At 67.8% G+C, this 26,164-nt stretch carries 22 protein-coding genes; 8 read left to right on the top strand and 14 right to left on the bottom strand.

Annotation, left to right across the window (positions count from 1 at the left end):
* Positions 1–40: 40 nt before the first annotated feature.
* Both acs and DT343_RS09980 read right to left on the bottom strand, forming a co-directional pair.
* Entirely contained in the window at positions 41–1,996 is a 1,956-nt protein-coding gene (acs, locus tag DT343_RS09985) for an acetate--CoA ligase (RefSeq protein ID WP_112863778.1), read from the bottom strand.
* A gap of 4 nt (positions 1,997–2,000) precedes the next feature.
* Positions 2,001–3,368 carry a DcaP family trimeric outer membrane transporter gene (locus DT343_RS09980; protein WP_112862774.1) on the bottom strand — a complete coding sequence of 456 codons (1,368 nt, stop codon included), beginning with the start codon at positions 3,366–3,368 and terminating at the stop codon, positions 2,001–2,003.
* Positions 3,369–3,533: 165 nt separating this feature from the next.
* On the opposite strand from DT343_RS09980, the gene DT343_RS09975 reads away from it, so the two are divergent.
* Positions 3,534–4,142 (top strand): response regulator transcription factor, encoded by a 609-nt coding sequence (locus DT343_RS09975; RefSeq protein ID WP_112862773.1) that lies wholly within the window; start codon positions 3,534–3,536, stop codon positions 4,140–4,142.
* Positions 4,143–4,153: 11 nt separating this feature from the next.
* Here the strand turns inward: DT343_RS09975 and DT343_RS09970 are convergent, their stop codons facing one another.
* The 4 genes from DT343_RS09970 to folE form a co-directional block, all read right to left on the bottom strand.
* Entirely contained in the window at positions 4,154–7,540 is a 3,387-nt protein-coding gene (locus DT343_RS09970) for a hybrid sensor histidine kinase/response regulator (protein WP_258522552.1), read from the bottom strand.
* A 69-nt stretch (positions 7,541–7,609) separates the two neighbouring features.
* A complete protein-coding gene (locus tag DT343_RS09965) occupies positions 7,610–9,283 on the bottom strand; it encodes an MFS transporter (RefSeq protein ID WP_112862771.1) in 1,674 nt (557 codons plus the stop codon).
* Positions 9,284–9,451: 168 nt separating this feature from the next.
* Positions 9,452–10,609, bottom strand: coding sequence for an acyltransferase family protein (locus DT343_RS09960; RefSeq protein ID WP_112863777.1), 1,158 nt, complete (start codon positions 10,607–10,609; stop codon positions 9,452–9,454).
* A gap of 63 nt (positions 10,610–10,672) precedes the next feature.
* A complete protein-coding gene (gene folE / locus DT343_RS09955) occupies positions 10,673–11,257 on the bottom strand; it encodes a GTP cyclohydrolase I FolE (protein WP_017505640.1) in 585 nt (194 codons plus the stop codon).
* A gap of 298 nt (positions 11,258–11,555) precedes the next feature.
* On the opposite strand from folE, the gene fliQ reads away from it, so the two are divergent.
* The 4 genes from fliQ to cckA are packed head-to-tail and all read left to right on the top strand — an operon-like array spanning position 11,556 to position 15,764.
* Positions 11,556–11,819 carry a flagellar biosynthesis protein FliQ gene (fliQ, locus tag DT343_RS09950; RefSeq protein WP_017505641.1) on the top strand — a complete coding sequence of 88 codons (264 nt, stop codon included), beginning with the start codon at positions 11,556–11,558 and terminating at the stop codon, positions 11,817–11,819.
* Complete coding sequence (gene fliR / locus DT343_RS09945) at positions 11,819–12,592, top strand: flagellar biosynthetic protein FliR (protein ID WP_066629549.1); 774 nt, start codon at positions 11,819–11,821, stop codon at positions 12,590–12,592. The genes fliQ and fliR overlap by 1 nt, the downstream gene beginning before the upstream one ends.
* Positions 12,585–13,661 carry a flagellar biosynthesis protein FlhB gene (flhB, locus tag DT343_RS09940; protein ID WP_112862770.1) on the top strand — a complete coding sequence of 359 codons (1,077 nt, stop codon included), beginning with the start codon at positions 12,585–12,587 and terminating at the stop codon, positions 13,659–13,661. Before fliR ends, flhB begins: the two co-directional genes overlap by 8 nt.
* A gap of 51 nt (positions 13,662–13,712) precedes the next feature.
* Positions 13,713–15,764: a cell cycle histidine kinase CckA gene (cckA, locus tag DT343_RS09935; RefSeq protein ID WP_112862769.1), complete on the top strand. Its 2,052-nt coding sequence runs from the start codon at positions 13,713–13,715 to the stop codon at positions 15,762–15,764.
* A gap of 23 nt (positions 15,765–15,787) precedes the next feature.
* Here cckA and DT343_RS09930 read toward each other — a convergent pair whose 3' ends face one another.
* The 3 genes from DT343_RS09930 to chpT all read right to left on the bottom strand — a co-directional run bounded on the left by DT343_RS09930 (position 15,788) and on the right by chpT (position 17,741).
* Complete coding sequence (locus DT343_RS09930) at positions 15,788–16,603, bottom strand: CheR family methyltransferase (protein ID WP_112862768.1); 816 nt, start codon at positions 16,601–16,603, stop codon at positions 15,788–15,790.
* The gene (locus DT343_RS09925; protein ID WP_017505646.1) at positions 16,600–16,977 is read right to left on the bottom strand and encodes a response regulator; all 378 of its coding nucleotides are present in this window, start codon (positions 16,975–16,977) and stop codon (positions 16,600–16,602) included. The genes DT343_RS09930 and DT343_RS09925 overlap by 4 nt, the downstream gene beginning before the upstream one ends.
* A 92-nt stretch (positions 16,978–17,069) precedes the next feature.
* On the bottom strand, positions 17,070–17,741 hold the full coding sequence (gene chpT / locus DT343_RS09920; protein ID WP_112862767.1) for a histidine phosphotransferase ChpT: 672 nt from the start codon (positions 17,739–17,741) through the stop codon (positions 17,070–17,072).
* 96 nt (positions 17,742–17,837) lie between these two features.
* On the opposite strand from chpT, the gene cysQ reads away from it, so the two are divergent.
* Positions 17,838–18,665, top strand: a complete 828-nt coding sequence (gene cysQ / locus DT343_RS09915) for a 3'(2'),5'-bisphosphate nucleotidase CysQ (RefSeq protein WP_112862766.1) — start codon at positions 17,838–17,840, stop codon at positions 18,663–18,665.
* A 3-nt stretch (positions 18,666–18,668) separates the two neighbouring features.
* Here the strand turns inward: cysQ and DT343_RS09910 are convergent, their stop codons facing one another.
* The 3 genes from DT343_RS09910 to DT343_RS09900 form a co-directional block, all read right to left on the bottom strand.
* On the bottom strand, positions 18,669–19,883 hold the full coding sequence (locus DT343_RS09910) for a hypothetical protein (protein ID WP_112862765.1): 1,215 nt from the start codon (positions 19,881–19,883) through the stop codon (positions 18,669–18,671).
* Positions 19,884–19,991: 108 nt separating this feature from the next.
* Positions 19,992–20,333: a hypothetical protein gene (locus DT343_RS09905; RefSeq protein WP_112862764.1), complete on the bottom strand. Its 342-nt coding sequence runs from the start codon at positions 20,331–20,333 to the stop codon at positions 19,992–19,994.
* Positions 20,334–20,388: 55 nt separating this feature from the next.
* Positions 20,389–22,032 (bottom strand): peptide chain release factor 3, encoded by a 1,644-nt coding sequence (locus DT343_RS09900; RefSeq protein ID WP_112862763.1) that lies wholly within the window; start codon positions 22,030–22,032, stop codon positions 20,389–20,391.
* A gap of 175 nt (positions 22,033–22,207) precedes the next feature.
* Here DT343_RS09900 and DT343_RS17505 point away from each other — a divergent pair, with 175 nt between their 5' ends.
* Positions 22,208–22,354, top strand: coding sequence for a hypothetical protein (locus DT343_RS17505; RefSeq protein WP_167334160.1), 147 nt, complete (start codon positions 22,208–22,210; stop codon positions 22,352–22,354).
* A gap of 18 nt (positions 22,355–22,372) precedes the next feature.
* Here DT343_RS17505 and DT343_RS09895 read toward each other — a convergent pair whose 3' ends face one another.
* The gene (locus DT343_RS09895) at positions 22,373–22,747 is read right to left on the bottom strand and encodes a hypothetical protein (RefSeq protein ID WP_045811590.1); all 375 of its coding nucleotides are present in this window, start codon (positions 22,745–22,747) and stop codon (positions 22,373–22,375) included.
* Positions 22,748–22,975: 228 nt separating this feature from the next.
* On the opposite strand from DT343_RS09895, the gene DT343_RS09890 reads away from it, so the two are divergent.
* The gene (locus DT343_RS09890; protein ID WP_112862762.1) at positions 22,976–25,120 is read left to right on the top strand and encodes a malate synthase G; all 2,145 of its coding nucleotides are present in this window, start codon (positions 22,976–22,978) and stop codon (positions 25,118–25,120) included.
* On the opposite strand, the gene DT343_RS09885 is transcribed toward DT343_RS09890, so the two are convergent.
* Positions 25,108–26,157, bottom strand: coding sequence for a mechanosensitive ion channel family protein (locus DT343_RS09885; protein WP_112862761.1), 1,050 nt, complete (start codon positions 26,155–26,157; stop codon positions 25,108–25,110). The genes DT343_RS09890 and DT343_RS09885 overlap by 13 nt on opposite strands.
* Positions 26,158–26,164: the final 7 nt, after the last annotated feature.

Here is a 26,164-nt window from a genome sequence, read left to right as displayed (position 1 = left end):
CACAGATAGGCGCATCAAGCCCCGCATTGAACCCGCGTCTTCAGGCCCCGGCGCGGTTCTTGACCAGATCGTCCACGACCGACGGGTCGGCCAGGGTCGAGGTGTCGCCCAGCGCGCCAATCTCGTTCTCGGCGATCTTGCGCAGGATGCGCCGCATGATCTTGCCCGACCGGGTCTTGGGCAGACCCGGCGCCCACTGGATCACGTCGGGGGCGGCGATGGGGCCGATCTCGTGACGGACATGGGCGACCAGGGCCTTTCTCAGATCCTCGGTCGCCTCGGCGCCCTTGTTCAGGGTGACATAGGCGTAGATGCCCTGGCCCTTGATGTCGTGGGGATAGCCGACCACCGCCGCCTCGGCGACATCGTCGTGCAGGACCAGCGCGCTCTCGACCTCGGCCGTGCCCATCCGGTGGCCGGATACATTGATGACGTCGTCCACCCGGCCGGTGATCCAGTAATAACCGTCCTCGTCCCGACGGCAGCCGTCGCCGGTGAAGTACCGGCCCGGATAGGTCGAGAAATAGGTGTCGAAGAAGCGCTGATCGTCGCCATAGACGGTGCGCATCTGGCCCGGCCAGCTGTCGGTGATGCACAGGTTGCCGGACGCCGCGCCCTCCAGAGGCCGGCCCTCGGCGTCCACGATCTCAAGCTCGACGCCGGGCAGGGGCAGAGTCGCCGATCCGGGCTTCAGGTCGGTGGCGCCGGGCAGGGGGGTGATCAGATGACCGCCCGTCTCGGTCTGCCACCAGGTGTCCACGATGGGGCAGCGGCCGTCGCCGACCACCTCGTGATACCAGCGCCAGGCCTCGGGGTTGATCGGCTCGCCCACCGTGCCGAGCAGACGCAGCGAGGCGCGCGAAGAGGCCTTCACCGGCGCATCGCCCTCGCGCATCAGGGCGCGCAGGGCCGTGGGTGCGGTGTAGAAGATCTCGACCTTGTGCTTGTCCACCACCTGCCAGAAGCGGCCGGCGTCGGGATAGTTGGGCACGCCCTCGAACATCAGGGTCGTCGCCGCATTCGCGAGCGGCCCATAAACCATGTAGGAGTGGCCCGTGACCCAGCCCACGTCGGCGGTGCACCAGAAGACCTCGCCGGGGCGATAGTCGAAGACGATCTCGTGCGTCCAGGCGGCCCAGAACAGATAGCCGCCCGTGGTGTGCAGCACGCCCTTGGGCTTACCCGTCGAGCCGGAGGTGTAGAGGATGAACAGCGGATCCTCGGCGTTCATCGGCTCGGGCGGGCAGTCCGTATCGACCTTGGCGGCCTCCTGCCCATAGTCAAAGTCGCGGCCCTCGGTCATAGGCACGTCGGCGCCGGTGCGGCGGATGACCAGGACGGTGTCGACCTTCACCTTCGTCAGGGCCTCGTCGACATTGGCCTTCAGCGGAATGTGCTTGCCGCCGCGCAGCCCCTCGTCGGCGGTGATGACCAGGTTGGAGCCGCAGTCCTCGATCCGGCCGCACAGGCTGTCGGGCGAAAAGCCGCCGAAGACGACCGAATGCACCGCGCCGATCCGCGCACAGGCCAGCATGGCGTAGGCGGCCTCGGGGATCATGGGCAGATACAGAGTGATCCGGTCGCCCTTTTTGGCCCCATGCGCCTTCAGCACATTGGCCATGCGGCACACCTCGGCGTGCAGTTCGCCGAAGGTGATGTGGCGGCTGTCGGCGGGATCGTCGCCTTCCCAGATGATCGCCGTCTCGTCCTTGCGGTGGGGCAGGTGTCGGTCGATGCAGTTCGCCGAGACGTTCAGGACGCCGTCCTCGAACCAGCGGATGCGGAAGTCTTCCTTGTTGAAGGAGACGTCCTTGATCCGGGTCGGCGGGGTGATCCAATCCAGACGTCTGGCCTGTTCGGCCCAGAAGGCGTCGGGCGTTTCGCGCGCGGCGATCCGCGCCGCCTCGTACGCCTCCCGGTCCATGTGCGCCTTGTCGGCCCAGTCGGCGGGGACGGGATAGAGGGCGGGATCAGGCACGCGAGACGTCTCCGGCATCACATCAGAATCCGTATTTGGCGAACAGGATCAGTCGGGTCATGTCGCCGCTGGCGCCGGTTTCGATCTCGCGGTCTGCGAACATCAACTCGGCCCCGACATCAAACGCCGTAACCGGCGACCAGATCAAGTTGGCGTGGAAGCTCTGGGCCGAACGGTTGGCGGCCAGGCCCGTGAAGGCCAGGTCGTTGTCCACCTTCTGCGCCGACCAGATCAGGCTGGAACGCCAGCCGGGCGACCAGACGTGGCGATAAGCGGCGAAGCCGGCGACCACGCCGATCGCATCAAGACCGCCCGAGCCGTTCAGCACCGCGTCGTTGGAGAAGTTCAGACCGACATAGCGGCCGATGCCCTCGCCGCCCGTCACCATCAGGCGCAGATCGTCCTTGGCGCCGACCTTGATCTTGGTCGAGGCCGACAGGCCCCAGCCGGTCGCGGTGGAATCGATGTTCGTCGCGGGGTTCTGGTATTTCAGCTGGCGCAGCAGGCCGGCGAACTGGAAATCGCCCCAAGGCCTAGACACGGCGTATCGAGCGGTGAAGTCCGGCAGGGTGCTGTCGTCGGCGACGATGCGCGCCCCGCCGCCGAATGGGGTCACCGTCGTCTCGGGGTTCTCGACCGAGACCGAGAAGGGACCGCGGGTGTAGCGGACCTGGACCTGACGGGCGAAGACCGTGCCCTCCGCCGCGCCGATGAAGTCGGCGGATTCCGGCAGGACGGCGGTGTTCTGGAAGTTGGTCCACTCCTGGCCGATCAGCCAGTTGTCGATGATGATGAAGGCGCGACGCAGGGCCGGGTTGGCCGGGCTGGTGGTGCGCTGGTCGCCGGCGCCGGGCAGGGTCTGGAAGTCCATCTCCATGCGGGTGCCGATCTTGTGGCCGCCGATCATGCCGTCGGTGGTCAGCCAGAACCGGGTCTGGCGGGCGTTGAAGTCGGTCGCCGTATCCTCTTCGGTCCCGCCGATGGGGATGGAGCCGGGAATGTGGAATTCACGCAGCGCGTCGCCGTTGGCCGGGTCGCCGCCCGAGTAGCGGCTGGCGTAGGCGTCCACCTTGACGAAGCCGCCGAACTTGACCGTGTGGTCGCCAATGCGGAAGCCGTCGCTGGGTGCGGCGGGCGCCGCGGCCTGCTGGACCGGGGCGGGCGCGGCGGGGCGGGTCTCCAGGCGGATGATGTCTTGCTGTTGCGCCGCCTGCTGGGTGCGCGCGGCGACCACCTCCGTCTTCAGGGCGTTCAGCTCGCTTTCGAGTTGAGCGATGCGGGCCTCCAGCGCCGCCTGGCTGGTCTGGGCCGAGGCAAGCCCCGGCGCCGAGAGCAGGGCGATCGCGGCGGCGCTGGAAAACAGGCCTGCCGATAGACGTGTCTTGATCATGATGAAAAATCCTCCCGCGCCCGTCTAACGCGTGCGTCCCTTCCCAAACCTTTCCGCCTTGGACAGAGCGAGGCCATTGGCCATTGGTCTAATTTCGACCAAAGTCGAACCGCGCCATTATGGCGACGACGCGGCCGGTCAGACGCCGCGCACGGAAGGAAGCCCATGGATCGCATCGTCGTCGCCGACGACCATCCGCTGTTTCGCGCCGCCCTGCGCTCGGCCGTCGACAAGGCGGCGCCGGGCGCGGAGGTGGTGGAATGCGCCAGCCTGGCCGAAGCCCGGGCCGCGATGGTCGCGGGGCCCGTCGATCTGTTGCTGCTGGATCTGAAGCTGTCGGATAGCGAAGGGATGGCGGGATTGGCCGCCGTGCGGGCCGAGCAGCCGACCGTGCCGGTGGCGGTGGTCTCGGCCAGCGAGGACGCGCCGGTGGTGCGTCACGCCCTGGGTCTGGGCGCCGCCGGCTTCATTCCCAAGTCTTCGTCCCTGCCGCAGATGGTCGAGGCGATCGCGGCCATTCTCGCCGGCGACAGCTGGGCGCCGGATGTGCCAGAGGCCGACGACGATCTGGCCGGCCGCGTGGCCAGTCTGACGCCGTCGCAGCTGCGGATTCTGGAAGGGCTGAAGGCCGGCCGGCTGAACAAACAGATCGCCTTCGACCTGGGCGTGTCCGAAGCCACCATCAAGGCGCATCTGACCAGCGTGTTCCGCAAGTTGGGCGTCCAGAACCGAACCCAGGCGGTGATCCTGGCCAAGTCGCTGGACCTCGCTTAACTCGCCAACCTCTAGCTCGACAGGAAGGCCTTCAGCGCCGCCGGCTTGATCGGCTTGGGCAGAAGGACGGCGCCGGCCGCCGTGGCCTGCTCGTTCAGCCCGTCGCGGGTGTCGGCCGTGACCAGGGCGATGCGGCGCACGCCCTGGGGCCGCAGCCAGTCGATGACGGCGAACCCCTCGGGCCCGTCGCCCAGATGCAGATCGACCACGGCGGCGTCGAACGGCCCGATCGCCGCCTTCGCCGCCTCGACGCTGGCGACCAGCGTCGGCCGTGCGCCCCAGCGGGTGAGCAGGGCGTTCAGCGCGTCCAGGATCACCGGCTCATTGTCCACGCACAACACGCGCAGGCCCGCCAGCGGCAGGCGCGCCTCGCGCACCGGCGCGACGTCGGGGACCATATCGGCCGCGCTGCGCGGCACGGTGATCCGGAAGGTCGTGCCGCGCCCCAAACGGGAACTCAGCTCCAGTGGGTGATCGAGCAGGCTGGACAGGCGGCGCACGATGGCCAGGCCCAGGCCCGCGCCCGGTTCATCGACGGCGCCCGGCAGACGCACGAACTCGCCGAAGACGGTTTCGTGTTCCGTGTCGGGAATGCCGCGTCCGGTGTCGCAGACGAACAGCTGCACGGTCTCGCCCCGCCGACGCGCTCCGACCAGCACCCGGCCGGCATCCGTATAGCGGATGGCGTTCGCCACCAGATTTTGCAGCATGGAGCGCAGCAGGTCGCGGTCGGACGCGACCCACAAGCCGCTGGACATCACGGTCAGGTCCAGACCCTTGGCCTCGGCGACGGGCGCGAACTCGCGGCGCAGTTCGTCGAACAGGCCGCCCAGCGACAGCCGTGCGACATTGGTCCGCACGCCGCCGGCCTCCAGCTTGGACAGGTTCAGCAGGGCGGTCAGCAGACGGTGGGCGCTGTCGATGGCGCGGTCGGCGTTGACGGCCAGGGTGCGGCTGGTCGCGTCTTCCAGTGCCGGCTCCTCCTTCAAGGCGGCGATGAACAGGCGGGCGGCGTGCAGCGGTTGCAGCAGGTCGTGGCTGGCGGCGGCCAGGAACCGGGTCTTGGACGCCGTGGCGTCCTCGGCCACGCGCCGGGCCTCGTCCAGTCGGGCGGTGCGGTCCGCAACGCGCGCCTCCAGCCGTTCGTTGGCCTCTTCCAGCTCACGCGCGGCTTGGCGCAGGGCGGTGATGTCGGTGTAGCTGGTGGCGTAGCCGCCGCCGGGGATCGGCGCGCCCGAGGAGCGCAGCACCCGGCCGTCGGGCTGCTGGCGTTCGTGGTCGTGGGGAATGCGGCGGCTCAGCGCTTCCAGCCGTCGCTCGACCCAGGCTTCGATGTCGTCGGGGCTCTCGCCGCGTTCGGCGTTCAGCCGATAGATGACGGCGATGGGCAGGCCGACGTGGACGAAGCCGGGCGGCAGGTCGAACATGGCGACGTAGCGCCTGTTCCAGGCGGTGACCCGCAGATCCTCGTCCACCACGATCACGCCTTGGTCGATGTTGTCGAGCGTGGTCTGCAGCAGGTCGCGGTTGAACTGAACGGCCTGGGACGCCTCGTCCAGCATCCGCACCACGTCCTCGGGCGCGCGCCCGACGCCGGCCAGCGCCGCCGCGATGACCCGACGCGCAGAGGCCGCCCCGATGGCGCCGGCCAGCATCCGTTCGGCGGCGCGCGCCAGGGCCGCGTCGGCTGGGTCGGCGTCGCGCAGCTTGGCAGCGGTCTCATCGCCCCAGGCGGTGAAGGCGCGCTCGGCCCGTTCGTCGCCGATGAAGCGGGCGACAAGAGCGCGCAGATCGCCGACCGAGGCGCCCGACGGCGCAGGCCGGGCCTCCATCCAGTCCGGTCCCAGCCGATCCACGAAGGCGCGGGCCTGAACCCGGTCGATCAAGCGGGGCTGAGCAAAGCGCGACACGCCGACATAGGCCGCCAGGTTCAGCGCCAGGCTGACGAAGACGCCGAGCGCCAGCGGGTCGCCTATCCCCAGCATGACGTGCAGGTGCCAGGGCGCGCTGGGCGACAGCTGGGGAAGCGCCAGCATGACGATCCAGACGCCCATGCCGACCGTCATGCCCGCCAGCGCCCCCTGCGCATGGCCGCCCCGCCACAGGACCGCCCCGAACAGGGCCGGCGCCAGCTGGGCCATCGCCGCGAACGACACCAGCCCCATGGCCGCCAGACCGCGCGACTGGTCCGTCGCCTGATAATAGAGCCAGGCCAGCAGCAGGACCGCGACGATGGCCCCCCGCCGGACCTGAAGGATGGTGCCCGCCATATCCGAGGCGTCGCCGCGCACCCGCCAACGCTCGCGCGCCAGGAAGGGCAGGATCAGGCTGTTGGACACCATGGCCGACAGGGCGACGGCCTCGACGATGACCATGGCGGTGGCGGCGGAAAAGCCGCCCACGAAGACCACGGCCGTCAGCAGGGTTTCGCCCCGCTGGAACGGCAGAGCCAGCACCAGCAGGTCCGGATTCACTGAGGGCGCGAACAGGGCTCCGGCCGCCACCAGCGGCAGGATCGCCAGACTGGTCAGCAGCAGATAGAGCGGAAAGATCCACCGCGCCCGCTTCACGTCCGACGGCTGACCGCCTTCGACGAAGGCGACGTGGAACTGTCGCGGCAGGCAGAAGATGGCCAGGGTCGACAGCAGGGTGATGGCGGTGAAGCGTGGCGTGACTTCGGGCGGCGCGGCCAGGGCGCCCAAGCCCTCGATGATGCGCGGGGGCGAGCCTTCGTTCAGCAGCAGGACCAGGGCGAAGACGGCGACGAACAGAAGGGCGCCCAGCTTGACCATCGACTCCAGACCGATGGCCTGGATCAGGCCGCGATTGTGCTCGGTCAGGTCGGGACGGCGGGCGCCGAACAGGATGGCGAAGAAGGCCAGCACTCCGGCCAGCACCAGGACCGTCAGACCCTCGGACCCCGCCACCGGCGTGCCGGCGGTCAGCAGGGCGCCAGCCATCGACAGCGACTTCAGCTGCAGCGCGATATAGGGCAGCGAACCCAGGATGGCGACGACGGTGACGGCCGCGCCCAGGGTCTGGCTCTTGCCGTAACGCGAGGCCACGAAGTCGGCCATGGAGCCCACGTTCTCGCGCCGGGCGGCCGCCGCGATCCGGCGCCACAGCGGAAACAGCAACGTCAGGCCGATCACCGGGCCGATGTAGATGGGCAGATACTCCCACCCGTCGCGCGCCGCCGTGCCGACCGCGCCATAGTAGGTCCATGAGGTGCAGTAGATCGCCAGCGACAGGGCGTAGACCGACGGCCCCAGCCCCTTGCCGCGCGCGCGCGCCGACGGCCGTTCCTGAGACCAGGCGACGGCGAACAGCACCGCCATATAGGCGGCGACCAGGCCGAGGATCGTCAGGCTGAACATCGGGGCATCTGAACCGGGCACGGGGTGTTTCACAAGCGAAAGGCGGGCCGTCTTGCGACGACCCGCCCTTCATTCCGCCTGAAAGCAGGATCAGGCGTTCAGATCGACGTCCTTGCCTTCCTTGACCAGCAGGAAGCCCAGAACGACCGTCCCCAGGGCCACCACGATCGGGTACCAGAGGCCGGAGTAGATGTTGCCCGTCGCCGCCACGATGGCGAAGGCGGTGGTCGGCAGGAAGCCGCCGAACCAGCCGTTGCCGATGTGATAGGGCAGGGACATGGAGGTGTAGCGGATGTTGGTCGGGAACATCTCGACCAGGGCCGCCGCGATCGGTCCGTAGACCATGGTCACATAGAAGCCGAGGATGAACAGGATCAGCACCACCATCGGCTTGTTGACCAGGGCGCTGTCGGCCTTGGCCGGATAGCCGGCGGCTGTCAGGGCCTCGCCCAGGCTCTTGTCCCAGGTCTTCTTCTGGGCGGCGAAATCGGCTGGGGCCATGGCGTCGCCCCGGAAGCTGGGGATGACGACCTGATTGCCGATACGCACCTCGGCGACCGTGCCCGCCGGCGCCGCGACGTTGGTGTAGGTCACGCCCGCCTTGGCCAGATAGGATTTGGCCACGTCGCAGGAGTGGTTGAACACCGTCTTGCCCACCGGATCGAACTGCAGATTACAGTCGGCCGGATCGGCGTAGACTGTGACCGGCGCCGAGGCGGCGGCGGCGGCCAGTTTCGGATTGGCGGCCTGGGTCAGGGCGTTGAACAGCGGGAAATAGGTCAGGGCCGCGATCAGGCAGCCGGCCAGGATGATCGGCTTTCTGCCCACCTTGTCCGACAGCCAGCCCCAGAAGATGAAGAAGGGCGAGGCGGCGAGAAGCGCGATGGTCAGCAGCACATAAACCAGGGTGGCGTCGACCTTCATGACCCGTTCCAGGAAGAACAGGGCGTAGAACTGACCGGTATACCAAATGACGGCCTGGCCGGCGGTGAGGCCCAGCAGGGCGATCAGCACCAGCTTCAGGTTGGGCCACTTGCCGAAGCTGTCCTTCAGCGGGGTCTTGGAGCCCTTGCCCTCGGCCTTCATCCGCTTGAACGACGGGCTTTCGGCCAGTTTCAGGCGGATCCACAGGGACACGCCCAACAGCAGGATCGAGACCAGGAACGGAATGCGCCAGCCCCAGGCGGCGAAGGCTTCCTCGCCCAGCGTGTAGCGGACGCTCAAGATCACTACGAGGCTCAGCACCAGGCCGGCGGTCGCGGTGATCTGGATGAAGGAGGTGTAGTAGCCGCGTTTGCCCTGCGGAGCATGCTCGGCGACGTAGGTGGCGGCGCCGCCGTATTCACCGCCCAGGGCCAGACCCTGGATCAGGCGCATCAGCACCAGGATGATGGGCGCGGCGATGCCGATGACCGCATAGGGCGGCAACAGGCCGACGACGAAGGTCGACAGACCCATCAGCAGCATGGTGACGAGGAAGGTGTTCTTGCGTCCCCAAAGGTCGCCCAGCCGCCCGAAGACGATGGCGCCGAAGGGCCGCACCGCAAAGCCGGCGGCGAAGGCCATCAGGGCGAAGATGTAGCCCGTGGTTTCGTTGACGCCCGAGAAGAACTGGACGGTGATGATCGCCGCCAGAGAGCCGTAAAGATAGAAGTCGTACCACTCGATGACGGTGCCGACCGATGAGGCGAGGATGACCAGGCGATCGCTGCGATCGACGGTGTGCTCCTCTCCTCCGGACGCAAGGGGTGCGTCGGTTGCCATGATCCATTTCCTCCCGTGTCGCCGTTATCGGCCGTTCTGCACATCCTTCAGGATGCGTGGACGCCGACATTGACCGAGAGCGGGGCGGGTGGAGAGAGCGACTTTGGTCGAGGATCGCCGGTCGCCAAGGCGACCTTGGGAGCGAGGATCACCGCTCGCCCAGGTCAGTCAGCCGTCGATGGAGATGACGGGGCCGAGCTTGGGTTGCGCCTTGCCGCGACGGGCGCTGCGACGCTTCAGCCAGGCGCGGATGCGGGTCTGGATCGGATTGTCGATCGCGAAGTGGAAGGCGAAGGCGAAGGCGACCGCCGCCATGACGCCCAGGCCCCACAGACCCCATTGAACAAAGAGGGGCAAGGCGATGCGCGCCTCGACCGCATTGACCACGCCGAACCAGACGATGCGGACCACCTCGTTGGAGATGAACATGGAGAAGGAGACCATGGCGGCCGTCTCCACCCACTTCGAGGGCTTGGTCACAGGCACGGCGCCGGCGGCCAGGATGATGATCGAGATCAGGGACAGGGCGACAAGGGCGTGCTTGTCGTGAAGCTGAAGCGCGAAGAAGCCGACGGCGGCGAGCACCCCGGCCCAGCCGGCCAGGCGCGGGGCGATCCAGACCTTCTGGGCGAACCAGGCCAGGCACATGCCTACGAAGAACAGCGGCAGGGCGCGGACGATGCCGTAGCGCATCGGCATCTGATAGACGGGATAGCCGAGGAACGACCAGCAAAGCTGGTTGGCGACCAGATAGACGCCGACGCCGACGGCCAGGGCGGACCACGGGCCCAGACGCATCAGGCCGCGAATGATCCAAGGGAAGGCCAGATAGCAGCCGATCAGAGCCGAGATCGACCAGGTCGGGGCGTTCCAGCCCAGGCCGCCATGCACGCCATAGGATTGCAGCAGCAGCAGCTGGGCCGGCAGCTGATCCCAGGCGAACCATTCGGGATTGCGGGGCGGCGAGCCGGCGGCGGTGGCCAGAAGCACGAAGGCGACCAGCGACAAACCCATGATCAGGTGGGCGGGCACGACGCGCAGGAACCGCTTCAGAAAGAAGTCGCCGGGCGACATCCGACCCTTGTCCACCGCCGCGCCATAGACGCGCATCAGCACATAGCCGCTGTCGATCAGGAAGAAGTCGGTCAGCAGGAAGCCGCCGCGTTCGAAGATCGGATTGATCAGATGGGCGAGCGGTTCGGGACCGGCGGCCTGGAAGTGATGCAGGATGATCAGGAAGGCCACGATGAAACGCAGCGCGTCCAGCCAGCCGCCACGCGCGATCTGAACTGTCTCATTGCGGGTCGAAATCAGGGACCAGGGCATCGTCAGCGCCTCCTTTGATCCCATCACCGCAAGCGTCGGGCCAGTTCGCCTGTCAGGCGAACATCAGCCCCGCACCAGGCGCAGAAACTCCTCGCGGGTGCGGGGGTCGTCGCGGACGACGCCGATCAGGTGGCTGGTGGACAGGCTGGCGCCCGGCGCATTGACGCCGCGCAGGGTCATGCAGCTGTGCTCGGCCTCGATGACCACGCCGACGCCATGGGGCCGCAGGACGGTCTGGATGGCCTCGGCGATCTCGGAGGTCATCTTCTCCTGGATCTGAAGGCGGCGGGCGAAGCCGCGCACGACCCGGGCCAGTTTGGAGATGCCGACGACGCGGTCCGTCGGCAGATAGGCGACGTGCGCCTTGCCCACGACCGGCAGCATGTGATGCTCGCAGAAGCTGACGAAGCGGATGTCCTTCAGCACGACCAGCTGGTCGTAGCCGCCCGTCTCCTCAAAGGTCTTCTCCAGATAGGAGAGGGGATCGACCTCATAGCCCTGGAAAAGCTCGCGGTAGCTCTTGGCGACGCGGGCGGGGGTTTCCAGCAGACCTTCGCGGTCCGGGTTGTCACCGGCCCATTCGATCAGGGTGCGGACGGCGGCTTCGGCGTCGGCCTGGGAGACTTTGGAGGCGGGGGCGTCGGTCATGGCGGCCTAGATAGCGGAGCGCTTGAGGGAAGGGGAGGGGCGAGCCATCCCATTACGAGGCGGACGCGCGTTCAGACGGTGGAGTCGGAAAAAGTGAGTCTAATTCGTCTAATTCGCCTGAAAGCGAATGATCGGCGCTCCCCAAGGCGAAGGCGGGGAAGTCGGCATCGAAGCGGCGCCGTTCAAGGCCGCACGCGAGATTTTTCCGTGGGTCAGGTCTGCGCGAAGACGCGTGTGGTTAGCGGCCTGTTAACCATCCTGTCGGCATTTTCTGCCCAGTAGTTTGCGGGAGCAGCCGATGAACGGCGCGGAAGTTCTGGACGTCGGGCGCGACGCCATCTGGCTGACGATCCAGCTGTGCCTGCCGGTGCTGCTGGTCGGACTGGTCGTCGGCGTGGTGATCGGCCTGTTTCAGGCCCTGACGCAGATCCAGGAACAGACGTTGATCTATGCGCCCAAGATCATCGCCATCTTCGTCAGCCTGATTCTGTTCCTGCCGCTGATGGGCGCCCTGTTGGGCGGCTTCATGCGCCAGATCGCGGCCCGCATCGCGGGGATGTAGTGGACGCTTATGCGACCGCCGATCAGGTCTGGGCCGGGGGGCTGATCTTCGCCCGGATCGCGGCGATCCTGATGCTGATCCCCGGCTTCGGCGAGGCCTATGTGCCGCCGCGCGTGCGACTGTCGCTGGCGCTGGTCATCAGTCTGGCGCTGTGGCCGGTGGTGCGCGGTTCGCTGCCGGGCCTGCCGGACAGCATGGGGCTGATGGTCGGGTGGATCATCCGCGAGGTGGTCGTGGGCCTGATGATCGGCCTCTTGCTACGCATGTTCATGAGCGCCCTGGCGACGGCGGGCGAAATCGTGTCGTTGCAGACGACGCTGAGCTTCGCCCAGACCGCCAATCCGATGCAGGCTCAGCCGGGTTCGACCATCGCCGCCTTCCTGGCCCTGCTGGGGGTGACGCTGCTGTTCGCCACCGACACTCACCACCTGTTCATCGCCGGCATGGTGGGCTCTTACCGCCTGATCTCGCCGGCCCAGCCGCTTATGATGGCCGACTTCACCCAGATGGCGGTGCGGACCCTGGGCGACAGCTTCCTGCTGGGCGTGCAGCTGTCGGCGCCGGTGCTGGTCTTCGCCTTGATCTTCAACCTGGCGTCCGGCCTGGTGGCGCGGGTCATGCCGTCGTTCCAGGTCTATTTCGCCGCCGCGCCCTTGAGCGTCATCCTGGGCCTGTCGATTTTCGCGCTGAGCCTAGGTGCGCTGGGCACCCTCTTTATCGACCGCTACCGCCGTCTGGCGGAGTATTTCGTGCTGGGAGGCCCCGGTGGCTGAAGGCGCGGATCCCGAGTCGAAAACCGAAGAGGCGACCCCGCGAAAGCTTGAGGACGCCCGAAAGAAGGGCGATGCGGCCAAGTCGCCCGACGTCGCCCAGGTGCTGTCGCTGGCGGGGGCGGCGGCGGTGATCCTGATGGGGGGAGGCTGGTTCGCCTCGTCCATCGCCGAACAGATGCTGCCCTTCATCGCCGCGCCGCACGAGATGCTGGGGGTGCTGAACTCGGGCGCGGGCAACCAGATCATGGTGCGCGCCGTCTGGGCCGTGGCGCCCTTCCTGGGAGCCGTCATGCTGGCGACCATCCTGGGCGGGGTCGGGGGCAATGTCGCCCAGTCAGGCCTAATCTTCACCGCCGAAAAGCTGAAGCCCAAATGGTCGGCGGTCAGTCCGATGCAGGGGTTCAAGCGCATCTTCGGCCCCGACGGCCTGGCGCAGTTCGTCAAGACCTTCCTGAAGCTGATCGCCGTGTGCGCCGTGTGCTGGATGGTGTTGAAGCCGCACCTGCGCGAGTTCGAGAACATGGCTTCGCTCAGCCCGCTGGCGATCCTGCCGCTGGCGCGCGACATGGCCATCTCGCTGTTTGTGGCCTCGATCATTCTGCTGGGCGCCACGGCCGGGGCCGACTTCATCTGGCAGAAGATGCGCTTCGCCAAGCGGATGCGGATGACCAAGGAAGAGCTGAAGGAAGACTTCAAACAGTCCGAAGGCGACCCGCACATCAAGGCCAAGCTGAAGCAGATCCGCATGCAGCGAAGCCGCCAGCGGATGATGGCCAATGTGCCCAAGGCCACCGTCATCGTGACCAACCCGACCCACTATTCGGTCGCCCTGCGTTATGAGCCGGATCAGGGCGACGGGGCGCCGATCTGCGTGGCCAAGGGCGTCGACGCCCTGGCCCTGCGCATCCGCGAAGTGGCGACCGAGCACGGCGTGCCGATCGTCGAGAACGTGCCGCTGGCGCGCGCCCTGTACGCCACCGTCGAGGTGGACGAGGTCATTCCGCGCGAACATTTCGACGCCGCCGCAAAGATCATCGGCTTCGTCTTCCAGTCCCGTAAGCGCCGGTAAGGCGGCGTCAGGATTTGGGCGTATGATCGCAACACTGATTCGCGAGGCTGTATGACGTCCACCCGCCGCCCTTCGTTCGACCTGTTGTCCGGCGTGATGGCGTTCGGCGTCGTGGCGGCGATCGCGGCGCTGGCCTATCCGGCATTTCGCGCCAACCCGACCTCGGCGCCGGGACTGGTGCTGATTCTGACCGTGGGCGCGATCGCCCTGATCGGTCTGTTTGGCTTCCGCCGGGCGGCGGACGCCAAGCCGAGCAGCGACGCGGCCATCGAGGTGCTGGACGCCATGGCCGAACCGGCGGCGCTGGTCTGGGATTCAGGACAGATCCTGGCCTTCAACGCCGCCTGGTCCGAGGCCAATGGCGCGACCGGCGCCCTGCCGCGCGGCAAGTCGGCCCAGGCGCTGTACATGGCCTTCGCCCAGGCGCGCAAAGGCGAGCCGGGCCGCGCCATCGTCATGATCGGACAGCGCGAGGTCGAGGTCGTCATCGGCCAGATCGGCGATGGCAAGACGGGCGAGGGCAGGTTCCTGATGCGCGCGGCGCCGGACGCCGTCCTGCCCATCGCCGCCGCGCCCGTTCACACGCCCGCCGCCGCGGCGACCGGCGAGGCGCGAGCCATGGCCGCCGGGGCGCCGTTCGGCTCGGCCGTCATCGCCGGCGACGATCTGTTTTCAGGCCGGGCTGAAGAGGCCAATCCGGCGCTCGCGGTCCTGACCGGACCGGGGGCGGCGCGCGATGCGGCCTTTGGTCATCTGTTCGATCCGGGCGGCATCGCCGAGGCGCGGCTGAAGCTGGCGGGCGGATCGTCGGGGCCGATCGAACTGATCGCGCGGGCTTATCCCGACAAGATGCTGCATCTGTATGTGGCGCCCGAGGGCGATAAGCGGCGCATCTGGCTGTTCGACGTCTCGGGCCAGAAGTCGATGGAGCTTCAGCTCAACCAGGCCCAGAAGATGCAGGCGGTGGGCCAGCTGGCCGGGGGCGTGGCGCACGACTTCAACAATCTGCTGACGGCGATCCAGCTTCAGCTGTCGGGTTTGCTGGAACGGCACCCGGTCGGCGATCCTTCGTACGAAGGACTGAACGAGATCCGTCAGACGGCCATTCGCGCGGCCGATCTGGTGCGCAAACTGCTGGCCTTCTCGCGCAAGTCCACGGTGCGGCGCGAGCGGCTGGACCTGGGCGAACTGGTCGGCGAGTTCGCCATCCTGCTGCGGCGGCTGCTGCGCGAGGACGTGCGGCTGGAGACCGACTACGGACGCGACCTGCCGGTCGTGCTGGCCGACAAGTCGCAGCTGGAGACGGCGGTGATGAACCTGGCCGTCAATGCGCGCGACGCCATGCGCGGCGTGGTCGAGCCGGGGGCCGGCGTCGTCACCATCGCCACCCGCCGCCTGACGGGCGACGAGGCGCGAGCGCTGGGCTGGGTCGATGCGCCGACGGACGAGGTGGCCCTGATCGAGGTGTCGGACACCGGACCCGGCGTGCCGCCCGAACTGGCGGACAAGATCTTCGAACCCTTCTTCACCACCAAGGCGGTGAACGAGGGCACCGGCATGGGTCTGGCCACCGTTTATGGCATAGTGCAGCAGGCGGGCGGCCATATCACCGTCAGCAATATCGAGGGGGCTGGAGCCGCCTTCCGCATCTTCCTGCCGGCGGCGGGCGAGGCGGAACTGGCCGAGGTTCAGCCCGTCGAGGTCAAGGCCAAGGCGCCGCGCGACCTGTCGGGCGCCGGCCGCATCCTGTTCGTCGAGGACGAGGACGCCGTGCGCGGAATCGCCGCCCGGCTGCTGCGTCAGCGCGGCTATGAGGTGATCGAGGCCGCCGACGGCGAGGAAGCCCTGTTGCTGGCCGAGGAACACGCCGGCCAGATCGACATGATGATCTCGGACGTCATCATGCCGGGGCTGGACGGGCCGTCATTGCTGAAGAAGGCGCGCAAATATCTGGGCGACGCGCCGGTCATGTTCATCTCGGGCTATGCCGAGAGCGACTTCTCGGACCTGCTACAGGACGAGACCGGCGTGTCCTTCCTGCCCAAGCCGCTGGACATCAAGACGCTGGCGGAACGGGTGAAGCAGGAACTGCACGCGGGCTGACGCCTGCGGCCTTCGTCGTTTCGTCAGGCGGCGCGGCGAAGCGCGGACGGTGCCTTCACATAGAGACCTTTGCGGCCATTGACGGCGCGGAAGGCGACCGTTTCGCCCTCCAGGTTCTCGTCAGCGCCCAAGAAGAGGCAGCCGTCATCGACCAGGCGGCGTTCCAGTCCGTCGAGCAGCCGGGCGCGTCGCGACGGCTCCATATCGGACAGGACGTTGCGGCAGAAGATGACATCGAAGCGCGCATCGTCAGTGGGCTCGTCCAGCAGATTGGCGCGACCGAAACGCACGGCGTCCGCCAGCTCTGCCTTGACCATCCACTGGTCGTCCATCGGCTCGAACCAGCGCAGCATGGTCTTGGCCGTCAGCCCGCGCTGAATCTCGAACCCGGTATAGAGGCCCGAGCGCGCCTTTTCGATCGCGCGCTGCGACAGATCTGTGGCGACCAGATCGACCGAAACGCCCAGCTCCAGCCCGGTCATGGCGATGGACCAGGCCTCCTGACCCGTCGAACAGCCGGCCGACCATACCCGGATGCGACCATCCGGCCGCGCCTTGGACAGGGCCGGCAGAAGTTCGGTCTCAAGGATACGGAAGGGCGCGCGGTCGCGACGGAACCAGGTCTCGGCGTTCAACAGGGCCTCGATGACAGCCCAGGCCAGCGAGGCGACCGGATTGGCCCAGAGGTTCGTCAGCAGGGCCTCGACATTGGCATAGCCCTCGCGCCGCGCGATCGGTCCCAGCCGGTGTTCGGCCAAGTGCATGCGATCCCGCGACAGCCGATAGCCGGCGCGGGTGGCGAGGAGCGACTGCAGCTTGTCGAAATCCTCTGGCGTCATGCGGCGATCGCTCCGACCTCCGTCAACTTGGATTGCAGGATTTCGCCGTCGAACGGCTTCATCACATAGTCGTCGGCGCCGGCGGCCAGGGCTTCGGCGATCCGCTCGGGGCGGGTCTCGATCGTGCAGAACAGGACCTTGGGTTGCTTGCCGCCCGGCATGGCGCGCAGGCGACGCAGGAAGGTGATGCCGTCCATCACAGGCATGTTCCAGTCCACCAGCAGGACATCGGGCATGGCGCCGGTGCAATAGGCCAAGGCTTCGGAGCCGTCCGCCGCCTCATCGACCTCATAGCCCAGGCCCTCGACGATGCGGCGCGCAACCTTGCGGATGATGCGGCTGTCGTCGACGATCAGGCAGGTTCGGAAGTCCAAGGTCGATCCCTCAATGACACGACGGCTTTCGCCCGAGGCGCATGGACTGTTTTTATCTCAAACGCCAGTTAATGAGTCGTTTGGAAATCCGCTCAGGCGGGCATTCGCGCGACCAGTGCGACCTTTCCGTCTTCAACCTTGACGCGTAGAGCGCCGCCGGCCTCGTTTACGGTCAGCCACAGCCAGTAGGGCTGGATCCACTGGCCTGCCAGGCCCTCGACCAGGCGTTCGCCGGCCAGACCCGTGACGGCCTCCGGCTTCAGCCGGGCGCGGGCGCCCTCGGCGAAGCCTTCCAGATAGAGTAGGCCGTTTTCCACCCGCGACTGAATGGTGGCGACGCCGCCCATCGGCAGGGCGCCGACGGTCAGATAGGCGAGGTTGGTCAGGGCGCGGGCCTGGGGCTTGGAGAACTCCCCGTCGGCGATGCGCCAATCCAGCGAGGCCCGGCCGCCCTGGACCATGCCGGACACCAGGCCTTCGATCTCGCGGGCGGTGAATTTCTCGCTGGTGGTGGCGGCGCCGAAGGCGACGCGGGCGAAGTGAACCAGGGCGACCATCTTCCTGGCGCTCTGCTCGATCAGGGCCATGGCGTCGTCGCGCATGTCCTGAGCCGTCGGGTCCTGCATGAGGTCCAGACCCGAGACGATGGCGCCCGACGGGCTGATGAAGTCATGGCACAGCTTGGCCGCGATATAGGTCGCCAGCTCGGTCCCATCGACCGGAAGGTCCAGCGGAGCGGCGTCTGTGTCGTGGGGGGAGGTCATGATGTCTGGCGCGCTCAGGTCACAGTTCGTATCGCGCGCGAAGTTGACGTGATTTGCCGGTTCATGGAACCGCCCGGATGGTCTATCGACCCGCCAATGACGACCTCTTTGACACCTGCTCTTGAGCGCGATCTGACGTCCGGCGCGCTGTCCCTGGCCATCGCCGAGATCGCAGAGGAGGCCGCGCGGCTGATCCTGCCCTATTGGCGCGCAGGCACGGCGGTCGAGACCAAGTCCGACGACAGCCCGGTGACGCAGGCCGACCGGGCGGCCGAGGCCCTGATCCTGGAACGGCTGGCGGCCCTGTATCCGGGCGTACAGACGGTGGCGGAGGAGGCCGTGTCGGCCGACGGGGCGCCTGAAACCGCCGAGGACTGGTTCTGGCTGATCGATCCGCTGGACGGCACGCGCGGCTTCGTGCGCGGCGGTGAGGCCTTCACCGTCAATATCGCCCTGATCCATGACGGCTATCCGGTCGCGGGCGTGGTGACGGCGCCGGCGACGGCGACAACCTGGCGCACCGACAAGCCCGAGGGCGGCGCCTTCCGGCGTCAGTTCGGCGCCCTTCAGGCCGGCGAGGCCCATTCGGGCGAGGACTGGCGTCCGATCCGGGTGCGTGATCGGCCGCAGGAAGGCATGGCCCTGCTGAGCCACAGCGTCACCGACGAAGAGGCGACGCGTCTGGCCGCCCGTCACGGCTGCTCGCGCTGGCAGGGGACGGATTCGTCGCTGAAATTCTGCCTGATCGCCGAGGGGCGGTTCGACGCCTATCCGCGCACCGGTCCGACCTCGGAATGGGACACCGCAGCGGGCCAAGCGGTGCTGGAAGCCGCCGGCGGGCGGGTTCTGGCCGATGACGGGCAGCGGATGGCCTATGGCAAGACGCGGTTCCTGAACGGCGCCTTCGTCGCCATGGGCGGCTGAGGTCTAGGCCCTCAGAAGCGTCTCGGCGCGATCGGCGAGGGCGTCGACGCCCATTTCTCGCGCCGTCATCGCCGCTTCGCCCAGGATCAGCCCCAGATCGGTCGGGACGACCCCGCCCAGCCGATGCCGCGCCAGCATGATCTCGGCCATGCCGATCTGATCGGCGGCCCAGTCGAGCGGCGTCGCCGTCGCCATGCGCGCCCGCAACCGCGTCTCCAGCGTCATCAGGGCGGTCAGGTTCTTGACCGCCTCTGCCAGGGCCACCTCACGCGTGATGCGGCGCTCGCGCGCCAGGGCGCCGATGATCAGTTCGCCGCCCTGCGTCAGGGCTTCCGCCTGGGTCAGCAGCATCAGCGGTTGGGCGTCGTCGCCGACGCGCAGCACCTGGATCGCGGCCCAGTCCAGCGGGCTGTGATCCGGGGTGAACTGATCGGCGGCGGCGTCGAACATGATCCGCCCCTGGTTGCGGGCCTCGTCATGCCCCGCGATGGCGGCCAAGGCCGACAGACCGGCGCCACACAGGGCCAGGGCGCGGGCGCGGGTCAGGGGGCGATGGTCGGGAGAGGCGGCCTCGACCAGGGCGCCCAGGTCGCGGCCGGCGTGATCCAGAAGATGCACGTCGCGCTGGACCACGCCCATTTCCAACGAAAGGGCCGCGCGATCCATACGCAGATCCATGTTGTCGGCGTCGTCCCTGCGCACCGCCTCATCGATCAAGTCAGCCGCCTGATGAAGGCGGGCGATGTCGCCGCTCAGCCGGGCCGTGCGGACCGTCAGCCGGGCGTGAAGCGCGGCCATGCCGACCGCGATGCGTCGGCTGCGCGGCTGCCCGACCGCCGCAAGGGTCGTCGCCGCGCGGTCCAGACGGGCCGGATCACCGCACAGATCAAAGCGCAGCATCAGCACCGCCGCCTTGGCCATGGCGGCCCGCGCGATCTGATCCTCGCCAACAGCTGAACGCGCCAGGCTGTCGGCGCAGCGTTCGGCCCGGTCCAGACTGTCGGCGGCGCCGGTGCGTCGGGCGTGTTCGCGCCACAGGGCGCAGGCGCGGTTCTCGGTCTCGAAGGGACGCGCGCAAGAGACGCGTCCGGCGTCCGTGGCCTCGCGTCGCGCCTCCGCGCGCAGCAGATCCGCGCCGATCAGTTCGACCCAGCCCAGGTCTTCGCTCTCTCGCGCCTGGGCGAAGAGTTTTCGAAGATCACGGCCGAATTCGAACATGCTGGACCTCGGTTATCCCGCTTCGGGACGCAGACTGCGTCACTTGCAGTGTCCGATGCAAACGCAGCGCCGCAGATGCGGTTCGGCTTGGCCTTGGCGCGAAAATCGTCAGTCCAGATTCGGCGTCTTCTGCTGACAGCGTTGCAGGGCGGCCCGAGCCTGGGCGGCATCGGCGCTCAGCTGTCGCACCGCAGTGATCCGCGCCCGCGTCTGATCCGCCTCGGCGACCGAGGCGCGCTTTCCGGCCGCCGTGCCCGCCTGCATCGCCGCCAGCGACCAGTAGAGGGCGGCGTCGTACAGCCGCCGGCCTTGCGCGCTCTCGCCGCCTTCCAGCTCCGACGCCGCCTGCGTCAGGCCCGCGCAACGCACGGCCTCGTCATAGGAGACCAGCCCCGCAGCAGGGGAGGCCTGCAGCATGACGACGGTGCTGGCGAGGGCGACGAGTGACATGGACCTAGAATGGCTCAGCCGCGTGACCAAAGGAAGTCGTTTGCGGCGCCCGGCCTTAGCCGCGTTCCTTCGTCTTGGTGAAGGCGATCTTGGGGAAGCGTTCGCCGACATAGCCGGTCTCCCAGCTCGACTTGGCCAGGAAGACCGGGGCCTGGTCGATGTCGCGCGCCATCTGGGGACGATATTTGCCGCTGAAGTCCTCGACGTCCGCGTCGGCCCCCTCCGAGCCTGGAGCGATCCAGCGCGCTTCGGCGTAGGGGGAGGGTTCGAAGACGACGTCCAGGCCGTACTCCTCGCCCAGACGGTCGGCCATGACCTCGAACTGCAGCTGGCCCACGGCGCCGACGATGAAGTCCGATCCGATTTCGGGACGGAACAGCTGGGTCACGCCTTCCTCGGCCAGACCTTCCAGCGCCTTCTTCAGGTGTTTGGCCTTCAGCGGATCCTTGACCCGCACCCGTTGCAGGATTTCGGGGGCGAAGTTCGGCAGGCCGGCGAAACGGACAACGCCGCTCTCCGACAGGCTGTCGCCGACGCGCAGCACGCCGTGGTTCGGAATGCCGATCACGTCGCCGGCGAAGGCGTCGTCAGCCAGTTCGCGGTCCGAGGCGAAGAACATAATCGGCGCATTGACCGACAGGGACTTGCCGGTGTTCTGCACCTTCAGCTTCATGCCGCGCTTGAAGGCGCCCGACGCCATACGGAACATGGCGATCCGGTCGCGGTGGTTGGGGTCCATGTTCGCCTGGACCTTGAAGACGAAGCCGGTGACCTCGTTGGATCCCGGTTCGACCTCGGTCTCGACAGGGGCGGGGGCGTTGCGGGTCTCGGGTGGGGATTCCTTTTTGGCCCTCATGACCTTGGGCGCCGGGGCCCAGTCGCCGATGGCCTTCAGCAGTTCGTCGATGCCGAAGTGGCGAAGCGCCGATCCCCACAGCACCGGCGTCATGTGACCTTCCAGGAAGGCCTGGCGGTCAAAGGCCGGATAGCCGCCCTCGACCAGTTCGACGGCCTCGGCGAGATTGTCCTGCTCGCCCGCCTCGAAATACTGGGCCGCCTGGTCCAGCGGCAGGGCGGGGGGGTGTTCGGGATCCTCGGCCGAACCGGCGGCCTTGCGGGTATAGGGCTGGAACCGGCCGGTGCCGACCTCGACCATGCCGCGCAGGCGATTGCCGCTCTCGGCCGGCCACCAGATCGGGGCGGGGTCCAGTTGCAGCCGCGACGCGATGTCGTCCAGCAGGGCCATCGGGTCCTGGGCCTCGCGGTCCAGCTTGTTGATGAAGGTGATGATCGGAATGTCACGCAGGCGGCAGACCTCGAACAGCTTCAGCGTCTGCGGCTCGATGCCCTTGGCGGCGTCCAGCACCATGATGGCGCAATCGGCGGCGGTCAGAGTGCGATAGGTGTCTTCCGAAAAGTCCTCGTGCCCGGGCGTATCGAGCAGGTTGAACATCTTGCCGTCGTGCTCGAACGTCATGACCGAGGCCGAGACCGAGATGCCCCGTTCCTTTTCGATCTTCATCCAGTCCGAACGGGTGCGCCGGTTCTCGCCGCGCGCCCGCACCGCGCCGGCCGCACGAATGGCGCCGCCCGCCAACAGGATGTGCTCGGTCAGGGTCGTCTTGCCCGCATCCGGGTGGGCGATGATGGCGAAGGTCCGGCGGCGCGCGGCTTCTTCAGGCAGGGTCAGTGAGGACATGGCGCGCGACTAGCGCGGACAGGCCTCAAAGTCACGGGATTGCGCCGGGCGAAATAACCCCTCGCCACGAAGGGCTATCGGAGTCATGCTCGGTTCTGGAGGAGACGATCAGGCCGTCAGAGTCCGACGCTCCCCTCCCGGATCGATCCGGGATCATAGGGAAAGGACAAGGACGATGGCTGTCATCCATCCGCAAGACCGTATCGCCCATGCGCCGCGTGAGCGGGCGCCGCTGCATCCGGCGGTGGGGCTGGTCGTCGGCTTCGGCTTTATCGTAGCCGTGGCGACGCTGGTCCATGTGGTGTTCAACGCCGTCCTCTGACGGCGTTTCAGGCCGCGATCAGGCGGCCAGGCGGTTCCAGACGGCGCGGTCGGCGGAGACGGCGTCGAGGCGACGGCCCTTGGCCTGAAGCTGGCGCATCACCTGTTCGGGCAGGGTGCAGAAGCGCGGCTCGACCAAATCCGGATTGCAGGCCGCGGCCGGCGCTGCGAACAGGGCGGCGTTCACGTCCGGGCTGCGCTCGGCGATCAGCCAGGCCAGGCGACGGGCGCGTTCGGGATCGTTGCGATGAAGCAGCGGGTCCTCGGCGAAGAGCTCGCAGCCCAGTTCCAGCAGATAGTCCAGACCCAGCTTCTCGAACCGGCGCGCGTCGGCAGGCGTGACCGGGCAGGCCTCGTCCAGGTCGAACACGACGTCGTTCAGAAGAAACAGCATGGGCGAGACGCTCGACTGACCGGACGCGAGTTCGTCCGTAAGCTCACAATAGACGCCGTCGCTTGCGGTCCCGTTCACGGACGCGGTTAAGCGTTTGTGACCAGCCGGCTGTCGCCTTAGACGAAAAGCGACGGCGATGACGCGACGTGACCCTTGCGCCGGTGCGCGGCCTCGGCTTACCTGATCACGCATTGTTACAGGCCGGCATAGCGCCGGAGAGAGGCCGTCATGACGACCCATGAAGATCGCGCCGGGCTGAAGGTCGCGGGCGAACTCATCGCCCTGATCGAGCAGGACGTACTGCCGGGGCTGGGACTTGATTCGGCGGCCTTCTGGAGCGGAGCGGCGGCGATCTTCGAGCGGTTCGCGCCCGAGAACAGGGCGCTGCTGGCGCGACGCGACGCCTTGCAGGCGCAGATTGACGACTGGCACAGGGCGCGGCGGGGCCAGCCGTATGATGTGGCGGCGTCGCAGGCCTTCCTGAAAGAGATCGGCTACCTGGTCGAGGAGCCGGCGCCATTCACCGTCGGGACCGAGGGCGTGGACGCCGAGATCGCGCGCATGGCCGGGCCGCAGCTGGTGGTGCCGGTGCTGAACGCCCGTTTCCTGCTGAACGCCGCCAATGCGCGGTGGGGCAGCCTGTATGATGCGCTTTACGGAACGGATGCGTTGGGCGACCTGCCGGCCGGCGGCGGCTATGACGCGGAGCGCGGCGCGCGGGTGGTGGCGCGGGCCAAGGCCTTTTTGGATGAGGCGGCGCCGCTGGCGGAGAGTTCGCATTCGGATGTCGCCGGCTGGTCGGTGATCGACGGCGCGTTGTCACCCGCGCTGAAGGATGCGGGACAGTTCGTAGGCTTCACGGGCGAGGCCAGCGCGCCCGCCTCGATCCTGCTGGTCAACAACGGACTGCACATCGAACTGGTGATCGACCGCAGCCACCCGGTGGGGCGCAGCGATGCGGCCGGTCTGGCGGACGTGGTGCTGGAGTCGGCCCTGTCGACCATCGTCGATCTGGAGGATTCCGTCGCGGCGGTTGATGCGGCCGACAAAGCCGAGGCCTATCGCAACTGGCTGGGTCTGATGCGCGGCGACCTGTCCGCGACGTTCAAGAAGGGCGGCGAGACCCTGACCCGCGCTCTGGAGCCGGATCGCCAGTGGATGGCGCCGGACGGGTCGTCGGTGATGCTGAAGGGGCGCAGCCTGCTGTTCGTGCGCAACGTCGGGCATCTGATGACGACCCCGGCCATTCGTCTGGCAGATGGGTCTGAGGCGCCGGAGGGGATCATGGACGCCATCGTGACCAGCCTGATCGCGCTTTATGACATCAAGGGTCTGGGCGGGTTCGGCAACAGCGCGACGGGCTCTGTCTATATCGTCAAACCCAAGATGCACGGGCCGGAAGAGGCCGCCTTCACCGACCGGCTGTTCGATGCGGTCGAGGATCTGCTGGCCCTGCCGCGTCATGCGATCAAGGTCGGGGTGATGGACGAGGAACGGCGGACCTCGGCCAATCTGGCGGCCTGCATTCAGGCGGTGAAGGACCGGATCGTCTTCATCAACACAGGCTTTTTGGATCGCACCGGCGACGAGATCCACACGGCCATGCAGGCCGGGCCGGTGGTGCGAAAGGCGGACATCAAATCCAGCGCCTGGATCGCGGCCTATGAGGCGAGAAACGTCGCCATCGGCCTGAAATGCGGCCTGTCGGGCAAGGCCCAGATCGGCAAGGGGATGTGGGCGGCGCCGGACCGGATGGCGGACATGCTGGAGCAGAAGATCGGCCACCCGAAGACGGGCGCGAACACCGCCTGGACCCCCTCGCCGACGGCGGCGACCCTGCATGCGCTGCACTATCATGCGGTCGATGTGTTCGGGGTTCAGAAGGATGTGGCCGGGCGCGACACGCCGGGACTGGAGGCCTTGCTGACCCCGCCGCTGGCGAACGGCGTCAACTGGTCCGAGGACGAGGTGGCGGCCGAGCTGGACAACAACGCCCAGGGCATACTGGGCTATGTCGTGCGCTGGATTGATCAGGGGGTGGGCTGCTCCAAGGTGCCGGACATCCACGACATCGGCCTGATGGAGGATCGGGCGACGCTGCGGATCAGTTCGCAGCATATCGCCAACTGGCTGCTGCACGGGGTCTGCACGGCCGATCAGGTCGAGGCCGCGTTCCAGCGCATGGCGGCCAAGGTCGATGGTCAGAACGCGGGCGATCCGCTGTATCGGCCGATGGCGGCGGACCCGGAGAACAGTCTGGCCTATCAGGCGGCGCGGGCGCTGGTGTTCGAAGGCGTCGAGCAGCCGAACGGTTATACCGAGCCGTTGCTGCATGCCTGGCGGTCGAAGGCCAAGGCGGCTCAGTCCGTCTGACGCGCCTTGGGCGGAGCGGGCGGTTCCGGCGTCTCGGCCTCGTCGTCGGCCATGACGTCGTCGGCGGCGTCGTTGGCGGTTCGGGCGGGACTTTGCGGGCCGGTCGGTCGCGGTGGCGAGCCGACGCCGTAGCCGAGGCGCTTCAAGGCCTCCTCGCCGTCCAGGCCGAAGGCGGTGCGCAGGCGAAGATCGGTCTGGGGCACCGGCACCTCGACGCCCGCCGCATCCAGGGCGTCGGCGATCAGCCAGGTGTAGGCCGCGTGCATGGCCGCCGGGCGTTTGACGGCGTCGCGCGTCGGCCAGACCACCAGTTCGAATGACAGGCCCCGATCGCCAAAGGCCACCAGCCAGACCTGGCTCTTGCGGGCCTCCGTCTCCGGCAGGGTGAAGGGGCTGGCGCGGGCGGCGGCCAGAACCGCATCGCGCACCTGTCCCCGGTCCGAGCCATAGGCGACGGTGAAGGGCACATGGATGCGGCGGGTGTCGCCCTTCATCGTCCAGTTGGTGACGGGCTGTTCGATGAAGCGCGAGTTGGGCACCAGGACATTGACGTTGTCGTTGGTGCGGACACGGGTGGCGCGCGGGCCGATCTCCATGATGGCGCCGCGGATGCCGATGTCCTCGATCTCGATATAGTCGCCGACCGACACCATCCGGTCGAAGATCAGGAACAGGCCGGAGACGAACTCCTTGACCACGCCCTGCAGACCCAGACCCACGCCGATGCCGAGCGCGCCGGCGAAGACGGTCAGGGACGACAGGTTCAGCCCTGCCGCCGACAGGGCAGACATAATCCCCACGACGATGATGCCGTAGCCGGCCAGGCGCTCCAGCAGATAGATCGCCTGACGGCTGCGGTCCGAGCGCTCGCGCACCCGGCGCAGCGACCGCGTCACCAGCCAATGGGCGGCGAAGGCGATCAGGAGGATCACGCCCGCGCTGACCAGACCGCCCAGCGTCAGATTGATCCCGGCGATGCGGGCGATCTGCGACTGTTCGATGGTGTCGAGGCCCAGCTTCTGGATCGGATTGGTCATCGCGTCC

This window comes from Brevundimonas vesicularis (assembly GCF_900445985.1).
GTDB lineage: Bacteria > Pseudomonadota > Alphaproteobacteria > Caulobacterales > Caulobacteraceae > Brevundimonas > Brevundimonas vesicularis_D.
The sequence above is the reverse complement of the archived record's forward strand: the minus strand, read 5'-3'. Positions and strand labels throughout refer to the sequence as shown.